This window comes from Burkholderia sp. WP9 (assembly GCF_900104795.1).
Lineage (GTDB): Bacteria > Pseudomonadota > Gammaproteobacteria > Burkholderiales > Burkholderiaceae > Paraburkholderia.
In genome coordinates this window covers 1,942,782-1,960,679 of the sequence record NZ_FNTG01000002.1, presented here as the reverse complement: position 1 = coordinate 1,960,679, position 17,898 = coordinate 1,942,782, and the positions used below count along the sequence as shown (strand labels likewise).

Annotated in this window: 19 protein-coding genes; 7 read left to right on the top strand and 12 right to left on the bottom strand. The window is 63.7% G+C overall.

Features of this window, described 5'->3' with window-relative positions; all coding sequences use genetic code 11:
* The first annotated feature begins 38 nt into the window (after nucleotides 1-38).
* The 5 genes from BLW71_RS29915 (at nucleotide 39) to BLW71_RS29895 (ending at nucleotide 3,615) form a co-directional block, all read left to right on the top strand.
* Nucleotides 39-1,004 carry a quinone oxidoreductase family protein gene (locus tag BLW71_RS29915; RefSeq protein ID WP_091805630.1) on the top strand — a complete coding sequence of 322 codons (966 nt, stop codon included), beginning with the start codon at nucleotides 39-41 and terminating at the stop codon, nucleotides 1,002-1,004.
* A gap of 103 nt (nucleotides 1,005-1,107) precedes the next feature.
* Complete coding sequence (locus tag BLW71_RS29910) at nucleotides 1,108-1,284, top strand: DUF1427 family protein (RefSeq protein ID WP_091805627.1); 177 nt, start codon at nucleotides 1,108-1,110, stop codon at nucleotides 1,282-1,284.
* A 192-nt stretch (nucleotides 1,285-1,476) separates the two neighbouring features.
* A complete protein-coding gene (locus tag BLW71_RS29905) occupies nucleotides 1,477-2,055 on the top strand; it encodes a DUF4337 domain-containing protein (protein ID WP_091805624.1) in 579 nt (192 codons plus the stop codon).
* A 61-nt stretch (nucleotides 2,056-2,116) separates the two neighbouring features.
* Nucleotides 2,117-2,734 (top strand): LysE family translocator, encoded by a 618-nt coding sequence (locus tag BLW71_RS29900; RefSeq protein ID WP_091805621.1) that lies wholly within the window; start codon nucleotides 2,117-2,119, stop codon nucleotides 2,732-2,734.
* Nucleotides 2,735-2,922: 188 nt separating this feature from the next.
* Nucleotides 2,923-3,615: a class I SAM-dependent methyltransferase gene (locus BLW71_RS29895; protein ID WP_091805618.1), complete on the top strand. Its 693-nt coding sequence runs from the start codon at nucleotides 2,923-2,925 to the stop codon at nucleotides 3,613-3,615.
* Between the two features lie 36 nt (nucleotides 3,616-3,651).
* Here the strand turns inward: BLW71_RS29895 and BLW71_RS29890 are convergent, their stop codons facing one another.
* The 7 genes from BLW71_RS29890 to BLW71_RS29860 all read right to left on the bottom strand — a co-directional run bounded on the left by BLW71_RS29890 (nucleotide 3,652) and on the right by BLW71_RS29860 (nucleotide 8,714).
* Nucleotides 3,652-4,926, bottom strand: a complete 1,275-nt coding sequence (locus BLW71_RS29890) for an RNA polymerase sigma factor (RefSeq protein ID WP_091805615.1) — start codon at nucleotides 4,924-4,926, stop codon at nucleotides 3,652-3,654.
* A 3-nt stretch (nucleotides 4,927-4,929) separates the two neighbouring features.
* Complete coding sequence (locus tag BLW71_RS29885) at nucleotides 4,930-5,337, bottom strand: VOC family protein (protein WP_091805612.1); 408 nt, start codon at nucleotides 5,335-5,337, stop codon at nucleotides 4,930-4,932.
* 126 nt (nucleotides 5,338-5,463) lie between these two features.
* Nucleotides 5,464-5,877 (bottom strand): YciI family protein, encoded by a 414-nt coding sequence (locus BLW71_RS29880; protein WP_091805609.1) that lies wholly within the window; start codon nucleotides 5,875-5,877, stop codon nucleotides 5,464-5,466.
* Between the two features lie 147 nt (nucleotides 5,878-6,024).
* Nucleotides 6,025-6,378, bottom strand: a complete 354-nt coding sequence (locus BLW71_RS29875; RefSeq protein ID WP_091805606.1) for a YciI family protein — start codon at nucleotides 6,376-6,378, stop codon at nucleotides 6,025-6,027.
* 269 nt (nucleotides 6,379-6,647) lie between these two features.
* A complete protein-coding gene (locus BLW71_RS29870) occupies nucleotides 6,648-7,121 on the bottom strand; it encodes a hypothetical protein (protein ID WP_091805603.1) in 474 nt (157 codons plus the stop codon).
* An 870-nt stretch (nucleotides 7,122-7,991) separates the two neighbouring features.
* A complete protein-coding gene (locus BLW71_RS29865; protein ID WP_091805600.1) occupies nucleotides 7,992-8,264 on the bottom strand; it encodes a DUF1488 family protein in 273 nt (90 codons plus the stop codon).
* Between the two features lie 114 nt (nucleotides 8,265-8,378).
* A complete protein-coding gene (locus tag BLW71_RS29860; RefSeq protein WP_177205141.1) occupies nucleotides 8,379-8,714 on the bottom strand; it encodes a hypothetical protein in 336 nt (111 codons plus the stop codon).
* 398 nt (nucleotides 8,715-9,112) lie between these two features.
* Between BLW71_RS29860 and BLW71_RS29855 the strand changes: the two genes are divergently transcribed.
* The gene (locus tag BLW71_RS29855; RefSeq protein ID WP_091805597.1) at nucleotides 9,113-9,586 is read left to right on the top strand and encodes a GNAT family N-acetyltransferase; all 474 of its coding nucleotides are present in this window, start codon (nucleotides 9,113-9,115) and stop codon (nucleotides 9,584-9,586) included.
* Nucleotides 9,587-9,621: 35 nt separating this feature from the next.
* Complete coding sequence (locus tag BLW71_RS29850; protein ID WP_091805594.1) at nucleotides 9,622-9,972, top strand: DOPA 4,5-dioxygenase family protein; 351 nt, start codon at nucleotides 9,622-9,624, stop codon at nucleotides 9,970-9,972.
* Between the two features lie 52 nt (nucleotides 9,973-10,024).
* On the opposite strand, the gene BLW71_RS29845 is transcribed toward BLW71_RS29850, so the two are convergent.
* The 5 genes from BLW71_RS29845 to BLW71_RS29825 all read right to left on the bottom strand — a co-directional run bounded on the left by BLW71_RS29845 (nucleotide 10,025) and on the right by BLW71_RS29825 (nucleotide 17,884).
* Nucleotides 10,025-10,336 carry a high-potential iron-sulfur protein gene (locus tag BLW71_RS29845; RefSeq protein ID WP_091805591.1) on the bottom strand — a complete coding sequence of 104 codons (312 nt, stop codon included), beginning with the start codon at nucleotides 10,334-10,336 and terminating at the stop codon, nucleotides 10,025-10,027.
* 70 nt (nucleotides 10,337-10,406) lie between these two features.
* Nucleotides 10,407-11,096, bottom strand: coding sequence for a nitroreductase (locus BLW71_RS29840; protein ID WP_091805588.1), 690 nt, complete (start codon nucleotides 11,094-11,096; stop codon nucleotides 10,407-10,409).
* Between the two features lie 121 nt (nucleotides 11,097-11,217).
* Nucleotides 11,218-16,164, bottom strand: coding sequence for a response regulator (locus BLW71_RS29835; RefSeq protein ID WP_091805584.1), 4,947 nt, complete (start codon nucleotides 16,162-16,164; stop codon nucleotides 11,218-11,220).
* A gap of 317 nt (nucleotides 16,165-16,481) precedes the next feature.
* Nucleotides 16,482-17,204 (bottom strand): PepSY-associated TM helix domain-containing protein, encoded by a 723-nt coding sequence (locus BLW71_RS29830; RefSeq protein ID WP_091805581.1) that lies wholly within the window; start codon nucleotides 17,202-17,204, stop codon nucleotides 16,482-16,484.
* Entirely contained in the window at nucleotides 17,201-17,884 is a 684-nt protein-coding gene (locus tag BLW71_RS29825; RefSeq protein ID WP_091805578.1) for a Fe2+-dependent dioxygenase, read from the bottom strand. Before BLW71_RS29825 ends, BLW71_RS29830 begins: the two co-directional genes overlap by 4 nt.
* Nucleotides 17,885-17,898 lie beyond the last annotated feature (14 nt).

Here is a 17,898-nt window from a genome sequence, read left to right as displayed (position 1 = left end):
GAATCCAGCAGCACCCCTCTTGCATGGAGCGACGCACGATGAAAGCCGTCCAGTTCAAATCCTTCGGCAGCCCCGAAGTGCTCGAATACGTCGATCTGCCCACGCCGCAAGCCGATGCGGACAACGTCGTCGTGCAGGTCAAGGCGGCCTCGGTGAATCCGAGCGACGTTAAGAACGTCTCCGGACATTTCGGGCACACGGTTTTGCCCCGTACGCCAGGGCGTGACTTCAGCGGCGTGGTGGTGGACGGTCCGCAAAACTGGCTCGGCGCCGAAGTGTGGGGCACCGGCGGCGATATCGGCTTCACGCGCGACGGCACGCATGCCGAATTCATCAAGGTGCCGCTCGCGGCGCTTTCGCGCAAACCCAAAACACTGAGCCACGCCGAAGCGTCCGCCATAGGCGTGAACTTCGTGGTCGCCTGGCTCGGCACGGTCGAGTACGCGCATCTGCAAGCGGGCGAAACCATCGCGGTGATCGGCGCGGGTGGCGGCGTGGGTGGTGCGGTGGTGCAGATCGCGAAGGCACACGGCGCGCGGGTGATCGCCGTGGACCGTCATCCACTCGATGCGGATACGCCGGCGGGCCGCCTGATCGACGACTACGTGCCGCTCGACGAAAACGTCACCGATCGCTTGAGAGCGCTGACCGGCGGCGCGGGCGCGGACGTGGTGTACGACACGGTCGGCGGTGTGGCCTTCGAGACCGCATTGACCCTCGTCAAGCGACGCGGCCGGGTGCTGGAAATCAGCGCGACGGCCAAGCGCCGCGTCGAGTTCGATCTGATCGACTTCTATCACAACGAGACCCAGTTGCTCGGTGTGGATAGCGCGAAGCTCGGCGTCGCCGACTCGGCGCCGTTGATGTCAGCGCTGGTCGAGGGTTTCGAAACCGGCAAGCTGACCGGGCCGGTGATTGCGCAGGCCTTCCCGCTCGAGCGCGCACGCGAGGCGTACGACGCCGTCGCCAGCGGCACGCGCGGCCGGGTCGTCATCACGATGTAGTCGCCGTCGCGGCCGGCGGGCGTGGCGGCCCGCTTTTCACGTGGCTTTTCACGTGGTTTTTCGAGTGGTCTGTCACGCGGCTTCTCACCTGGGTACAACAGTCATGAAAGCGTATTTGATCTCGCTGGCTGCCGGAGCGGTGGTCGGCCTCCTCTACAGCGTAATGGAAGTGAAGTCGCCCGCGCCGCCGACCGTCGCGCTGGTCGGACTGCTCGGCATGCTGGGCGGCGAACATGCGATTCCGTTCGTCCGCACCTGGCTGGCCGCGGGCGTTCACTGACCTGCTTCCAGCCGCCGCGCGTTGCTTGCGCTGAAGTCAGCGCATCGATCGAGTCAAGCCAACTCGGACACTTCTTCAGGCTCTGCAGGCCATCCCCTTTTCCGTCACTGTGCGTCACACGCTAAGATTGAGGCCCGACGGGCCCGTGCGCTGCCCGGATATGACAGGAAAAGCTTCGCCTCGGAGAATCAGATGCCTGAAGAATACGAAGTACATGGTCCGCACGACCATGCCGTGGAACACGCCGGCCATCACGACGCGGACCCGTTCGCAAGCCGCATGGCCGTGATCACGGCCATCCTCGCAACGATTGGTGCGCTGTGCGCCTATCAGAGCGGCAACAGCGAAAACCTCGCGCTGTATTACAAGAACGAAGCCGCGATCAAAAAGACCGAAGCGTCGAACCAGTGGAACTATTACCAGGCGAAGGGCGAGAAGCAGAACCTCGCCGAACTCGGCGCGGCGCTCTCCGCCGCGAATACCGACGCGCATGCGAAATTCCTCGCCGACGTCGATAAATACAAGCAGCAGAAAGAGCCGATCCGCGCGAAGGCCGAAGCCATAGAAAAGGAAGTCGTCGATAACGACGTGAAGAGTGAAACGCTTCTGCACGGCCATCATCGTTGGGCACAGGCCACCACGCTGATCCAGGTGGCGATTGCCCTGTGCGCGATCACGTTGCTGACCCGCAAGAAGTGGCTGCGCAATCTCTCGTTCGTGGTGGCGGGAGCGGGCGTGATCACCGGCGCCCTGGCGTTTTTCTCGGCTTGATGGATCAAGGGCCGCACAGCCGCCGTGGTTGGCTGCGCGGCGCAAATGAAGGGAGTGAAGCGTGATTGATGGGTCCGCCGTTCTAGGCGTTTTTTCGGTGTATGTGGCCGGCGTGGTGATCCCCGGCCCGAACTTCGTCGCGGTCGCGCATAAGGCCGCATCGGCGACGCGAGTCGAAGCGCTCGCGATGGTCGGCGGCATCGTGCTGGTCAATCTGTTCTGGGCAAGCTGTGCGATTCTCGGCGTCGGCATTGTGTTCACGGCTTTTCCGTGGCTCGCGCTGGCAGTCAAGGTGGCCGGCGCCGGCTACCTGATCTGGTTCGGCGGACGTCTGATCGTCAATGCATCGGCGGGCAAGCCGGCTGGCAGCATGCATGCGGCGAGCGGCGGTTTCCGTCAGGCATTCGCGCAAGGCTTTGCCACCAACATCGCGAATCCGAAGTCGATGGCGTTCTTCGCCGCGGTGTTCTCCTCCGCCATGCCGGCACACGTCGGCGTCGGCACGTTTGCCGCAATGCTCGGCATGGTGTGCGTGGTGGCAAGCAGCTGGTATGGGTTCGTTGCGCTCACCTTGTCGCACGCGCGGATTGCCAGCGCCTATCGCCGCTGCAAGGCATGGATCGACCGCGTTTGCGGCGGGCTGATCGTCGCGTTGGGTGTGCGTCAATTGATACGATAGCTTCAGCAGTCCCTAATCTCGAGACGCGTGTTAAATACTGTTTTGCACGCAGTCTCGCCTCCATCAACGCCAGCAATAAAGAGATAAGCACGGCGCAGCTTCATGACATAAATTAAGGATGCCGTATTACTGTTCGCACCCCTGCAGCGAACGTCACATCCGGCACGATCTGTCATGGAGGAATCGCTGTGAGAGAAACTATTGATCCGTCAGACGAGGTGACGACCGCCAACCTCGAAGCAAACATTCTCCTTCCCCAGCTCGGCTGCCCGGCAGGCAAGATCGGCATAGCGGTCGGCGACATGCTGGAACGCTCGAATCGCGCGGTTATCGAAACGGCATTCGATCTGCTCGATCTGCACGCAAACGAGCGCGTGCTCGAAGTTGGCCTCGGCAACGGCGGGCATATCGCCTACGTGCTCGATCAGGCCGCGAGGCTGCGTTTCACCGGTATCGATCTATCGCCTACCATGATCGCCGTCGCTCGTTGCCGCAACGCGGCTTTCGTGCGCGACGGCCAGGTCAGGCTCGAAACCGCGGACGTCGCCGCCATGCCGTTCGCCGCCGCTTCGTTCGACAAGGCCGTCACGATCAACAGTACGTGCTTCTGGCCCGACCTGACCGCCGGCCTGGCGGAGATTCGCCGCGTGTTGCAAGTGGACGGCACGCTGGTGATCGCGGCCATCACGCCGGGTGCCGCGATTGAGATGCCGTTTGCCGAGTACGGCTTCACGGTGCATGACGCAACGGCGCTGGAGGCCGCCTGCGTGGCCGCGGGTTTCGATCGGATCGGCATCACCCGCTTCGTCGAGCCGCTCAGCGACCCGCCGCAGCAGTATGGCCCGCGGGAGTTTTATCTGCTTAGGGCGTGCGCCGTCTGATACGGCGGCTTGCATCGGCGCTTCACGCGGCAAGACTCAATGTGCAATGCCGCGCGCACGCTCGAGCAACAATTCGCGCTCACGCGCATTGCGCGTCATACCGGCCGCACGTTCGAATTCGGCACGCGCCTCATCCACGCGGCCGAGTTTCGCCAGCAGATCGCCACGCACGCTCGGCAACCAGTGGTAGTTCGCGAGCGCGGCATCGGTTGCCAGCACGTCGACGATCTCCAGTCCGGCAGCCGGGCCGAACGCCATGCCGACCGCCACCGCGCGATTCAACTCGACCACCGGCGACGGCGCCACCTGTGAAAGCGCGTCATACAACGCGACGATCTGCACCCAGTCGGTATCGTCCGCGCGACGCGCACGCGCATGACACGCTGCAAGCGCCGCCTGCAGCGCGTAGGGGCCGCTCGCGCCGCCCAACGCATGCGCGCTGTCGAGCGCGGCGAGCCCGCGACGGATCAGCAGTGGATCCCAGCGGCTGCGGTCCTGATCGAGCAGCAGCACGGGGCGGCCTCGCGCATCCGTGCGTGCATGCGTGCGCGACGCCTGAATTTCCATCAGCGCGACAAGGCCATGCACTTCGCTCTCATCCGGCACGAGACCGCTCAGCACGCGGCCAAGCCGCAGCGCTTCCTCGCATAGCGCCGGACGCATCCAGTCGTCGCCGGCAGTGGCCGAATAGCCTTCGTTGAAAATCAGATAGATGACTTGCAGCACCGAGGCGAGCCGCGGCGCGCGCGCGTCCGCCTGGGGCACTTCGAACGGCACCTTGGCGGCCGAGAGCGTGCGCTTGGCGCGCACGATACGCTGTGCGATGGTCGGCTCCGGCACGAGAAACGCGCGCGCGATTTCGTCCGTGGTGAGGCCGCCGAGCAGCCGCAGGGTGAGCGCGACGCGCGCGTCGGTGGAGAGCACCGGATGGCACGCGGTGAACACCAGCCGCAGCAGATCGTCGCCGATATCGTCGGCGCGAGCGGCATCGAGGGCATCGACGAAATCGGGCACGAGATGAGCCTCCAGCGCGTCGAGATCGTGACCCAGCTCCTGATGCTTGCGAGCATGCAACGCTTCCTGCCGCAAGCGGTCGAGGGCGCGGTTCTTTGCGGTCGCCATCAGCCACGCTCCAGGATTGTCGGGCACGCCCGCGTCGGGCCAATGTTCGAGCGCGGCCACCAGGGCGTCTTGCGCCAGTTCTTCGGCGAGCCCCACGTCACGCACGATTCGCGCGACGTGGGCGATGACCTTGGCGGATTCGATCCGCCAGACTGCCTCGATGGCACGGTGGGTGGCTGCCGTCGTCACGCGTCAGCCCGCCGCCTTGGCGTTCGGGTCCATGTAGATGAGCTCCCAGATGTGGCCGTCGATATCTTCGAAGCCATGCCCGTACATGAAACCATAATCCTGCGGCGCGCGCGGTATCGCGCCGCCCGCGGCGAGCGCTCGCGCGACCATCGCATCCACCTCTTCCCGGCTTTCACACGACAGGCCCACCAGCGCCTCCGTGCTCTCCTTCGGGTCGCACAGCGATTTGCGCGTGAACGACTTGAACAGGTCCTTGACCAGCAACATCGCGTAGATGTTTTCGCCGAGGATCAGACAGGCCGCCTGCTCGTTCGTGAATTGCGGCTCGAACCTCAAGCCGATCGCGCTGAAAAAGGCTTTCGACCGTTCGAGGTCATTCACCGCGAGATTGACGTAGATCTGCTTATGCATGATGGAGTCCATTGATGAGGTTGCGGTCGCACGGCTCTCACCACGCACTACGCTCAGTGCGCACGTTGCGCCAGTTGCGCCGCGTCAGCAGCCCTGCGCCGCGTTCAGCGCGTTTCCGTTCCCGCCTCAGCGCTTGCCGGCTTCCAGTTCGCGGAAGCGGTCCAGCTCGGGGCCGGGCTCGAAGTCGTCGAGTTCGAACAACTGACGCACTTCGATTTCGCCGTCGGCTTGCTCGCCGAACGGCGCCGGAAAACGCCGCGCCCATTCCATGGCTTCTTCACGCGAGCGCACCTGGATCAGCGTGTAGCCGGCAAGCAGTTCCTTGGTTTCCGCAAACGGGCCGTCGACCACCGAACGCTTGCCGCCGCTGTAGCGTATGCGCCAGCCTTTAGAACTCGGTTGCAGACCGGTGGCGTCGAGCAGCACGCCGGCTTTCGCCAGTTCTTCGTGGTACGCGCCCATTGCGGCCATGAGGGACGCTTCCGGCATCTCCCCGGCTTCGCTCGCGGCCGTCGCTTTTACAAGGATCATGAATCGCATCGCCGTTACTCCAATTCGTTGTGAGAGGGAAAGCCGCACAAACTGGGAGGCTTCTTACTCACACGACGAGCAACGCGCGGCCGGATCGACACGCCTGCCGACCCACCAGGGAAAACCCCGAGACAACGCTATCGATGCGCGTATCGCCTAGGCGAAACAAGGTCCGAGCTTGCGGACTTCGACGGTGCACCACGTGGCCGCCGGGCAAGCTTGGGCGATAGCCACGGCTTCTTCACGGGTATCGCAGTTGAGGAGGAAGAACCCGCCGATCATCTCTTTAGCCTCGGCGAACGGGCCGTCGAGCAGTTTCGGCTGGCCGTCGCGGACCTGCACTCGGACCGCGTCGCTAGAGGACGTGAGCGACTCGACTGCGACCAGTTTGCCGCGCTCTTTCAGATCGGCGGCGAAACGGACCATCTGGTCGTAGACTTCGCGGCCCGCAGCTTCACCGCGTTCAATGCGTTGGTTCGGGGGTTCGACGATGAGCAGCATATAAGACATGGCGTCTCCGATTGATCGCGTCGCAAACGTGAACGCCCTGGAAGCGTAAGAGGGAGAAATCGCGCTCACGGCCGGTTTGCGAGAGGCAGTCTAACAAGCGCGGATGACTCCAGCAAACCAGTTGCGGCGCTGTCATGGCTGCGCAAAGGGCGCCTTACGGAGACTCGTAATATCCGCACGTCGATGCGAGGTTTGAAAAAAACGCCCCATGGGGGCGTTTCATTTGCGCGAACCAGAAAGGAAATAGCCTAACCAGGCCACCCTGCTCCTCAGGCAGCAGCTTCTGCAATCGCCTGAACCTGCGCGGACCTCATCAGTCCTTCAATCATTTTCGCTTCCGCGCTCGCAATCTCGCTCAACGATGCCACGGACAGTTGCGCGTCGAGAATCTCCAGCGCCGTGCACAAGCGGGCGTATTCGCCGTCTTCCAAAGCCCATGCGCCTTCGCCGAGTTCACGCGCGTCGAGTTGAACCATCGCGGCATGTGCGCTTTCGATGTCGGCAATCGCGTCCTCGCCGAGACCGAGCCGCGCAAGCTCTTGCGACACCAGTAAATGCCGGCTCAAGGTCATGTGCAGATTCCGCGAGCCGTGGCCGTGGCGGAATGCATCGAGGGCGGTGTAGCACTGCAGAAGCATCGCCGCGGTGACCGGCTCATGAGCGGTGCGGCTATAGGTCAGCGCACGCAACAGCGGGGACATGGCCGGCTGGTTGTGCTTGCGGACTCGCGATTTACTGGACATATCGGTTCAACCTCCTTCTCTAACTCTCGGCTTCGCCACCGGATTCTTGCGTTCAACGGCGGCAATCGCCGCCGATACGCCGGCGGCTCGACAGGCCCGAAGCGAGTCTGTGTGGCCATCATGGCAAGCAACTATTAAGACAGACTTAAACGACCTCAAGTCCTGTTTAGATGCAGCGTGCGTCACAGCGCGCAGCCGGCCGCTTGTCCGGTGCCGCCGCAAAAAACGCAGTGCAACGCCGGCATATCGGTTCGAACCCGCCGATTGCAAGCCTTGCCGCGCAACGAGACGAAAAAAAACCCTGTTCCCGCGAAGGAACAGGGTCGGACAGGATGGAACAGTCGTACTCGCGCGTGGATGCTTGCCGACCTTCACCACCACAAACTAACAGAGTTGCTACTTGAACTACATCTGCGAAAAGCTGTTGTTTCTTGAACTACTGCTGCATCACAGCCGGGTCCTTCGCCTTCAACATCGCCTGACTGCAACCCCCTGCTGATTCACGCGCTAATTCATGGATCGCGCGCCGTTTGCATTGCTTCTCTTACCTACTGCTTTACTGCCCTGCCGCGTACCACAACCGCGGCAAACTGCCATCAACGGTACGGTTCAAAACAACGCGGGGGAAGACCGCGTCGATGGGCTCGGTGATTTGTCGCGCCATGGAAAACAGTGTATGCCGGCACTTGCGAATGCAATTGCGCGAAGCGAGGGGAATTGGCAGGCCAGTTTGGCGAATCGGCGTAACAGGCCGATTTCCTCAGACATGAGCGACGGCGCCTTCGCCGTCGCTCGTTCATTTTCGAGTGGGTGCGATTAACCGACGCGACACCGCGCGGACAACTCTCGCGCTCCCGTCGGGCCGGGTCATCAACCTCGAGCGACGAAGTCGCTGATCGTCAGCAGCACTTTTTCGCCCGGCCGCGCCAGCATCTTTCTCTCCGCCACAGCGGTGATGCGTTTGCGCCCGTCCGCGAAAGTCTTCAATACGCGCTCCTCGCCGGCGTCGCGTTGCAGCCAGAAATGCTGCTCCAAGGCCTCACGCGTGACGGCGCACTCGAGGTCCCGTCCTCGCGTCGAAAGCTGGAAAATCACCGCGCGTCCGTCTGCCGAGACGCTTGGCTCAAGCTCGATAATCTCCATAGCCCACCTCGCAAAGTTCGTTAAGCCGCTCGCCGTGTTGAACGAACGACACCGGAAGAAACTGAATACGCACGCAAAGCCACGCGCTGAGTTTTTCGGCTGATCAGATGCACCCTATCGCGCCACGGCCTCGTTCGTTGTGAGCTGAGCCATTGTCGCGTGAACCGGCGCGTGCGTCGACAGCGTCAACGGCACATGCGACGGTCGGCGCGCTGAACCGCTCAACCAGCGCGGACGTTTCGCGCAGAACTCATGCAGCAATGCATTCAACCCTTCCGTCATGGCTTGCGTGCTACGGCGCACGCCGCGCGATGCGGACGAAATCGCAAACCAGGAATGCGGCGGCCGAAGCTCGTGGCAAATGCCGCGCGCATCGACAAAGCGCAGACAACCGGTGTCGGGATAAAAGACGAGCGTCATCGCGTCGCCGTCGACCCCGTGCGTGACCATGTGTGGTTTCGTATTCAGCATTTTCGTTGTTATGCCAGGTTGGCGTATTTTTGTTGACGGTCCGGCTTCGAGGCCGCCCGCGCCAGCAATTCGCGCATGAGGCAAAAGCAAAGCGCATGCCAATGAGGGCACAACGCGTCGCGTGAACCGAGGCGACTGCAACGCGACCTGACGACGCCGTGCCACTGGCGCGCCGCAAATGCCGATCACGCCTGAGGCGAGCCACGCGACAGCACGCGATTGCGCGGCGGCGCGGACCGCCAACTGTCGGCATCGGCGCGACCGGCGCACTGCAAAGTCGAGAGGCACACACATAACCGCGTGGTAAAAAAGCGCTGCTGGCGCGACAATTCACGACCATTCTTACTAGCCGCCGGCACACCGGCAACGTGACCAACATGCCCGCTCAAGAACCCGGCTTCACCCTGCGCCCGGCGCTGGACTCGGACATACCCTTCCTGTTCGATCTGCGCAAGGCGACCATGACTGAGCACCTCGCGCGCGTTGGCGAACCGTCGGACGATACCGAGCATCGCGCGCGTCTGCTGCATCGTTATGACACGGCGCGCGTAATTTGCATCGACGGCGAACCGGCCGGTTTGCTCAAGGCGCATCGCACCGGCGCCGGATGGGTCGTCGTGCAATTGCAGATCACGCCGGCACTTCAGGGGCGCGGCATCGGCGAACGCGCGCTGCATTGGGTATTGCGCGCCGCGCAGGCCGACGCATTGCCGGTCACCCTCAAGGTGCTCAAAGGCAATCCCGCGATGCGGCTCTACGAGCGGCTCGGCTTCGAGATCGTCGGCAAAGATGAGAGACAGTTTTACATGAGGCGCGCGCCGCGCGCGTCGGCGGAAATTGAAGCAGAATGAATGTCGGATAAAGACTGATACGTAACGGACCTGCCATGACCTTTCGCGACACTTCCGCCATCGCTAGCTGGCACGCCCATGTGTACTTCGATGCGAGCACCCGCGACGCCGCGTGGACCTTCCGCGAGCAGATCGAAGCGCACTGGAGCGGCAAGCTGCAAATGGGCCGCTTTCACGAGCGCCCGGTCGGACCGCATCCCATGTGGTCGTATCAGCTTGCATTTACGCAGGACCAGTTCGCCGATCTGGTCGGCTGGCTCACGCTGAATCACGGCTCGCTGGATATCTTCCTGCACCCCAACACCGGCGACGCACTGCGCGATCACCGCGACGCCGCCGTATGGATCGGCCATTCGCACGAACTGGTGCTGAGCGCGCTCGGCTAACCGCCTCGAACGCGGCGCGCAGCGAATCGCACGACGCGCCGCCGCTTGCGGTTCACATATTCGAATACGAACTGCACCAGCCGCGCGCGGCGACCTGTTTGTCGCCGAACAGCGTGCAGCCGCCGTATGTATCGGTGGCTTTGCCCTGGAACAGCGAGCAGTTGCCGCAATTCTGTCCGGCGGTGTAGCCGGGGAATTTCGCCTTGTCGACCTTGGAAGCGTCCTCCTTATAGCCGACGGCTTGCGCCTTCGGATCGGCTTCGCTGAGCGTATTCGCGGTCTCGGCGAAAGCGGTACGGGCGAGTGCGAGCGCTGAGCCCGCGCTCACGCCCAGCAGCAGAAAATGGCGGCGCGATGTTTTCATATGGGTCCGATGGAAAGTGGGAGGCGTGCCTCGATCGCGATCAAGTGCAATCAAGTGGGATCAAGCGCCGTCAATCGAGAAATCGCGTGAACCGCTCAACCGGTTCACGCTCGGTGCGCAACGTGTTGACCAGCGCGCTTTCGTCAGCAAAGCCGAGGGACATGCCGCACACCAGTTGTTCTTCGGGCGGCAGGCCGAGGTGTGCCGCAATCACGCGATGAAACGGCGTAAACGCGGCCTGCGGACAGGTATCGAGACCACGTCCGCGCGCGGCCGTCATGATCGCCTGCAGGAACATGCCATAGTCGAGCCAGCTGCCGCGCTCCAATACCCGGTCGATGGTGAAGAACAAGCCCACCGGTGCGCCGAAGAAGCGGTAGTTCTGCGCATGCTGCTCATGCATGCGCGCCTTGTCGCCCTTTCCGATGCCGAGCAGGCCATACAGATCCCAGCCGATTTTGCGGCGCCGGTCGATATACGGCGACACCCATTGATGCGGGTAGTACGGATACTCTTCCTGGTACAGCGCGTCGCGCTGCGGGTCGTCGTGGGCGGCGAGCAAGGCCCCCGAGAGGCGCGCGAGCGACTCGCCCGTCACCACATAGACTTTCCACGGTTGCGTGTTGGTACCCGAAGGCGCGCGGCTGGCGGCTTCGAGAATGGCTTCGATTTCGCCGCGTGGCACCGGTGTAGGCAGAAAGGCGCGAATGGAACGCCGCGTGATGAGCGCGGTGTCGACGGCGTTATCGGATGTGGTCATCGGCGGATTCCGGCAGAGCCAACGGTTGTGGCGGTCTGCGGGAATTCTAGCGCGAGCGCCACCTTCTCCGCTGACAGGCCGGCAACTGCCGGCCCGCTTCATCAGCTTTAACGCGGCGGCCTCAGCCGAGCGGCGTTTTCAGCGCATCGATGAGATCGAGCAGATCATAGGGCTTGCGCAACAAGATGGCCTGCGGCAATACCTTGCGCTGCTCCGGCGTCAGCACGAGGTCGTAGCCGGTCAAAAAGATCACGCGCAGATCGGGCCGCTCGCCACACACCTCCAGCGCCAGATCGATGCCCGACTTGCCCGCCAGCCCTACGTCGGTGAGCATCACGCTGATCGCATGTTCGCTGAGAATCTGCCTGGCGTCGTGCTCGCCTTCGGCCTCCAGAATGTCGAAGTCGAACGTGCGCAGCAATTCGGCGGTGCTCGCGCGAATCAGTTCGTCGTCTTCCACCAGCAGAATCCGTGGCCGCGTCTGAGCCGCGAAACTGTCGGCGCTATCCGGAGTGGCAGGGGGATCGACCTCAAGAAGATGCTGCTCGGCCTCGGCGATTTCGGCCGCCAGTGGATTCTGCGTTTGCAGCACATAGCGGACTTTGCGCGCCAATGCTTCGTGCGTGTAGGGCTTGCTGAGCAATTCGATGCCTTCATCGAGCCGCCCGGAATGCACGATCGCGTTGTCCGTATAGCCCGACGTGAACAGCACCGCGATCGCGGGCAACCGTTCGCGCGCCTTGCGGGCGAGTTCGGTGCTGCGCAGCGGGCCGGGCATTACCACATCGGTGAACAGCAAGTCGATCGGCACGCCGCTTTCGACGATCGCGAGCGCGCTTTGCGCGTCTTTCGCTTTCAGCACGCGATAGCCGAGATCGGACAGCATTTCGACCACCGTCGTGCGCACTTCCTCGTCGTCCTCCACCACCAGAACCGTTTCCGTGCCGCCCTTCGCGGGACCGGCGTCGATATTCGTTTCGAGGTCTTCCTGCTGGCGCACCCGCGGCAGATAGATGCGAATCGTCGTACCGTGCCCCTCCTCGCTGTAAATCTTCACATGGCCGCCCGACTGCTTGACGAAGCCATATACCATGCTCAAGCCGAGGCCGGTGCCCTGACCTTCGGGCTTGGTCGTGAAGAACGGCTCGAACACGCGCTCGCGCACTTCCGGCGACATTCCGGCGCCCGTGTCGGTGACGGCCAGCATCACGTATTGGCCCGGCGTAACTTCCGCGTTGCGCTTGGCGTAGGCGTCGTCGAGCGCGGCGTTGCCGGCTTCGATCGTGAGCTTGCCGTGGCCGTTCATCGCGTCGCGCGCGTTGATCGCGAGGTTCAGCAGCGCGTTCTCGACCTGGAAGGGATCGACCAGCGTATTCCACAAGCCGCCCGACACGATCGTTTCGATTTCGACGCCGTCGCCGAGCGCGCGTCGCAACATGTCGTCGAGTCCGCGCACGAAGCGGCCGAGATTGACGACCTTCGGCGCGAGCGGCTGACGCCGCCCGAACGCCAGCAACTGCGAGGCGAGGTTCGCGCCGCGGGCCACGCCCGCCAGCGCATTGCGCACGCGCTGCTCGGGCTTCTCGGAACCGGCGACGTCTTTCGCCAGCAGTTGCAGATTGCCGCCTATCACCTGCAGCAGATTGTTGAAGTCGTGCGCGACGCCGCCCGTGAGCTTGCCGATCGCTTCCATCTTCTGCGCCATGCGCAGCGCTTCTTCGGCGTGGCGCAGCGCCTCGGTGGTTTCCTTGTCGGCGGTGACGTCGCGGCCCACGCCGTGAATGCGCGCCGTGTCGGGATCGAGCGCGAGCGTCCACGCGACCCAGCGCCACGTACCGTCGATCCGCTTGAAGCGGTTTTCATAGCGCACCGGCACGCCCGTGCGACGCAATTCGGCCAGATGCGTGCTGACGACCGCGACATCGTCCGGGTGAACCAGGTCGACGTAGGAACGTGACATGAGCCAATGCATGTTATGGCCGAGCGCATTGCTCCACGACGGACTCACGCGCTGCAAACGGCCTTCGATATCGGCCACCACCAGTAGATCTTCGCTCAACTCCCACAGACGGTCGCGGTCCGCCACCGTCTCGATCACACGGCGCTCCAGCGTTTCGTTCAGATCGTGCAGCGCGCTTTGCGCTTTGGCGCGCTCGGCGATTTCGCTTTGCGCGGCCTGGTACAGACGCGCGTTGTCGATGGCAATGGCCGCTTGCGCGGCGATACCGGCCACGATCCGCTCGGCGCGTTCGGTGAATACGCCAGGCTCCGGATGGCCGAAGAACAGGCCGCCGACCACCTCCCCGCTACGCGACTGCACGGGCGTGGCCAGATAGCTGCGCACCTTCAGGTGGCCTTCCGGCATGCCACGATGCGGCACGTTATGGCCATAACGCGGATCCTGAGTAATGTCGTCGACGCGAACGATGCCTTCGCCCTTGAACGTCGGTGCAAACACCGCCGTGTTGCGCGGCATCGGAAAGCCCGCAAACGCTTCCTTCGGCACACCGGACAGCGTGTACAGCATGTAGCTGCCGCCCTTGTCGTCGAGCACGTTATAGAAGAACGAACCGAACGCGGCGCCGGTCAGTTCGGTGGCCGCGTCCGTCACGATCTGCACCGCGCGGTTCAGATCGAGTTCGGCCGCCACCGTCGAGCCCACGCGATTGAGAATCTCCAGCGTGCGCGATTCCTCGCGCAGCTTCATCTCGGTCTCGCGGCGCAAGCGGGCGAGTTGCAGGTTGCCCGACACGCGGGCCAGCAGTTCGCGCGCCGAGAAGGGTTTGGTCAGATAGTCGTCGGCCCCGTGCTCGATGCCGTCCACGCGCGCTTCCTCGCCCGCGCGGGCGGACAGCATCAGCACCGGCGTGTCGCGCAGGTCCGGATCGGCGCGCAGTGCACGCAGCAGGCCAAAGCCGTCGAGGCGCGGCATCATCACGTCGGAGAGCACCAGATCGGGACGCTCCTCGCGCGCGGCTTCGAGCGCGGCCTGGCCGTCGGTCGCAAGACGCACGTCGTGCCCTGCCGCACGCAAGATGCGGCTCATGTACTCACGCAAGTCCGCATTGTCGTCGACAACCAGGAGCCGCGCGGCAGTGACCGGCGCGGCGTCGGGCGACACCTCGCCGGCCGGCGTCGCATCGATTGGCGCATCGGTGAGGATTTCGTTCTCCGGACTCCAGCGCAACGCGGCATCGACATAGGTGCGCGCGTGTTTGCTCATGGCGGCATGCACGGCTGAGTCTTCGGACTGGGGCTGCACGGCGCCACGCGGCAGAGAGACGGTGAAGCACGCCCCCTGGCCCAGCACACTGTCGACCCGCACCGTACCGTTGTGCAGCTTCACGAGTTCCTGCACCATCGCGAGCCCAATGCCACTGCCTTCGACCGAGCGTCCGGGCGCGCCCGCCACGCGATGAAAGCGCTCGAAGAGGCGCGGCGCTTCTTCTTCGGCAATACCGATCCCGCTATCCGTCACGCTAACCTCGACGCCACCGCCAACGACCTCACGAACCGCGACACGAATCGTGCCGAAGAACGTGAACTTGTAGGCGTTGGACAGCAGGTTCATCACGACCTTTTCCCACATCTCGCGGTCGAGTTGCACGACCACGGGCGCGGCCGGAATCTCGACCTCGAGCCGCAGGCCCGCTGTTTCGATCGCGGACTGGAACAGCGATGCGAGTTCGGCCGTGAAGGACGCGATATCCGTGGGTTGCGGATGGCTCTGCATGCGGCCCGCTTCGATGCGCGAAAAATCCAGCAGCGCGTTGACGAGCTTGAGCAGCCGCAAGCCGTTGCGATGCGTGATCTCGATCAGCGCGCGGTCCTCGATATCGCTGCCCATCCGCGCGTTGTCGCCGCTCGCGGCAAGTTGCGGCTTGGCGAGCAGTTCTTCGAGAGGGCCGAGCATCAGCGTCAACGGCGTACGAAATTCGTGGCTGATGTTGGAAAAGAACGTGGTTTTCGCGCGGTCGATTTCAGCCAGCGCCTCCGCGCGCCGCCGCTCTTCCTCATAAGCGCGCGCGTAGCCGATCGCCGCGCCGATCTGGCCGGCGCTCAGATTCAGGAAGCTGCGATAGGCGTCGTCGAAAAGGCGGCAAGGATTCAGGCCGGCGATCAGAACCACGGCTTGCGTCGCCTCGCCGCCGGGCGACACCGGCAGAACGACCGCCTGCTGCGGCGCGAGATGCCACGGCCCGCGCGGCATCTCGGTGCCGAATCGCTGCGTCAAATCACGCACAAGCTGCGGCGCCTGAATCTCCATCACGTCGCCGACCGGCCAGAGCGAGTCGCCGTCGAGCTTGATTGTCCGCGCCGCCGCCGGGTGATCCGGCTCGATGCCGCTCGAACCGACCAGCGTGGCCGTGTCGCCGCCGGGTTCGGCGGCGTACAGCAAGGCGAACGGAAGATCTTGCAGATTAGACTGCAAGGCACGCGCGCTGAGCTTGCATGCTTCGCGCCAGTCGCGGCCGTCGGGGCTGACCGCTGCCAGTTCCTTGAGCAGCGCCAACTGCCGCTCTCCGACCACCTGTGCGGTGCCGTCGCTGTTGGCGCAGATAATGCCGCCGGGTTCGCCGTCATCGCCGGGAATGGGGCTGTACGAGAAGGTGTAATACGTCTCCTCGGGAAAGCCGTTGCGCTCCATGATAAGCAGCTTCTGTTCGACGAAGATGCCTTCCGCGCCGGCCAGCGCGGTATTCAGAAGCGGCTCGATGTCGGTCCAGATTTCGCGCCAGACGACCTTGGTCGGTTGGCCGAGCGCGACCGGATGCTTGCCGCCGATGATCGATTTGTACGGGTCGTTGTAAAAATAGATCAGCTCGTCACCCCACCCGATCCAGATCGGCTGACGCGATGTGAGCATGATGCGGATCGCGATCTTCAGCCCTTGCGGCCAGGTGTCGGGCGCGCCGAGCGCCGTCTGCGTCCAGTCGTAGGCGCGGATGAGCGCGCCCAGTTCGCCGCCGCCGGCAAGGAATGACGGCGCGGCGAGGTCGGCGGGCAATGCATCCGATAAGAAGCGGTCCGGCTCGTTCAACGCGATCTCCTCGACGCGGTGGCTCATAGTCGTGCGGACCGCGATTGCAAAAGCGGTGCCTGATCCAATGGATAGCCAACGTTAGCGCGCAATTGATGTAGCGCGATTCTCGCACGTAGACGGATGCCGGAGGAAGTTGAGACGACGCGCGGAGCGGGCCTTTCGCCGCGCCGGAGAGCGTGTGCCGAACGGAACGCTGGCAGCGTGGAAGGGATACTGCGAGGGGAGCTTGAACTGCCGGTAAAACGTACCTCGGTGCAATGTTCTGGAAAGGCGATCTTCCCGAGCGCGAGTCAGGCAAGGCGGCGGATTTCTCCGGGATTACGCCCTGCCCGCAGCGGCATTTACAGCAATCCGACGCATACCGCGGCGACGATCGATCCCAGCACCAACACCGCGCCGACGGTCTTGCGTTTGTTCAACTCCGTCCAGAGCAGAACGCCGGTAAGGGACAAGAGAATGATGCTACCGGCCAGCGTGTCGATCAGCAGCACCCAGCCGACGCTCAAGCCCACCCCCTTGTGCAGATTAGTCAGCACCGCGAGGAACGTGTTCTCGCTGCGCTTGACCGTCACGTAACCGTTGCCCACCCAATATTCGGCGGACGTGTTCTCTCGGGGCGACGCGAAATTGAGCTGCCAGTGCTCCGGCTGGACTACGCTGCGCTCGCCCCAAGCGACCGGATGCGCAGGCTCTTTCTGAACACGCCCCGGCGTGCCCGCCAGTTTCAGTTCATGCTTGAGCCACTTGCCCAGATCGCGTGGCGTCTCGGGCGCCGGTTGCGGCAACGGCACCTGCAACACCGCGACCTGCGGCTCGCCGGTCGATACCTTGAGCGGACCGCCGCGATGATTCAGCAGAAACCCCGTGGTGCCGAACAGCAAACCCAGCGCCGCGCCCCACAAACCGACCCAGCCATGCACCTTGCGCAGCCACTTGATGAAGGTGGCGCGGCGCGAGCGCTGCTGGCGCGCCTTCAACTCGCCGCCGTCAAGGCGCTGCGGCTCGCGGGCCGCGCGGTCGATGCCCTCGGGCGCTTGGATGTCGATTGCCTCGGGTACGCTCACGGTTCGCTCCAGTTACGCAACAGGTTGTGATAGATCCCGACGAGGCTGCGGCGCGCGGCGTCGTCGGCGTTGGTGGCATTGAGCCGTTGAATGGCGGTGTCCATGTCGAACAACATCGCACGCTGCGTATCGCTGCGCACGAGGCTTTGCACCCAGAAGAAACTCGCGACGCGCACGCCGCGCGTGACCGGCGTGACCTGATGCAAACTCGTCGCCGGATAGACGATCATGTCGCCCGCCGGCAGCTTGACCTGCTGCACGCCGTACGTGTCTTCGATCACGAGTTCGCCGCCGTCGTAGTCTGCGGGGTCTGAAATGAACAGCGTCACGGAGACGTCGGTGCGCAGCTTCACGCCGTTGGGCAGCACTCGCACGGCGCCGTCGACATGACTGCCGAACTGCATGCCGCCTTCGTAACGATTGAAGAGCGGCGGATACACCTGGTTCGGCAGCACCGAGCTGATGAACAGCGGATTGCGTTCGATCGACGCGAGAATCACGTCGCCGAGTTGGCGCGCAATAGGCGTGTGTTCGGCAATCTGCTGGTTACGTTTGACCGGTGCGCCCTGATAGCCCGCGGTCGCGCGGCCGTCGACCCACGCGTCGCCGGCATTGTCGAGCCGCTCGCGCACGACGCGCAACTGCTCGGCGCTCAGTACATTCGGAATGTGCAGCAACATGATGGTTCCTTTGC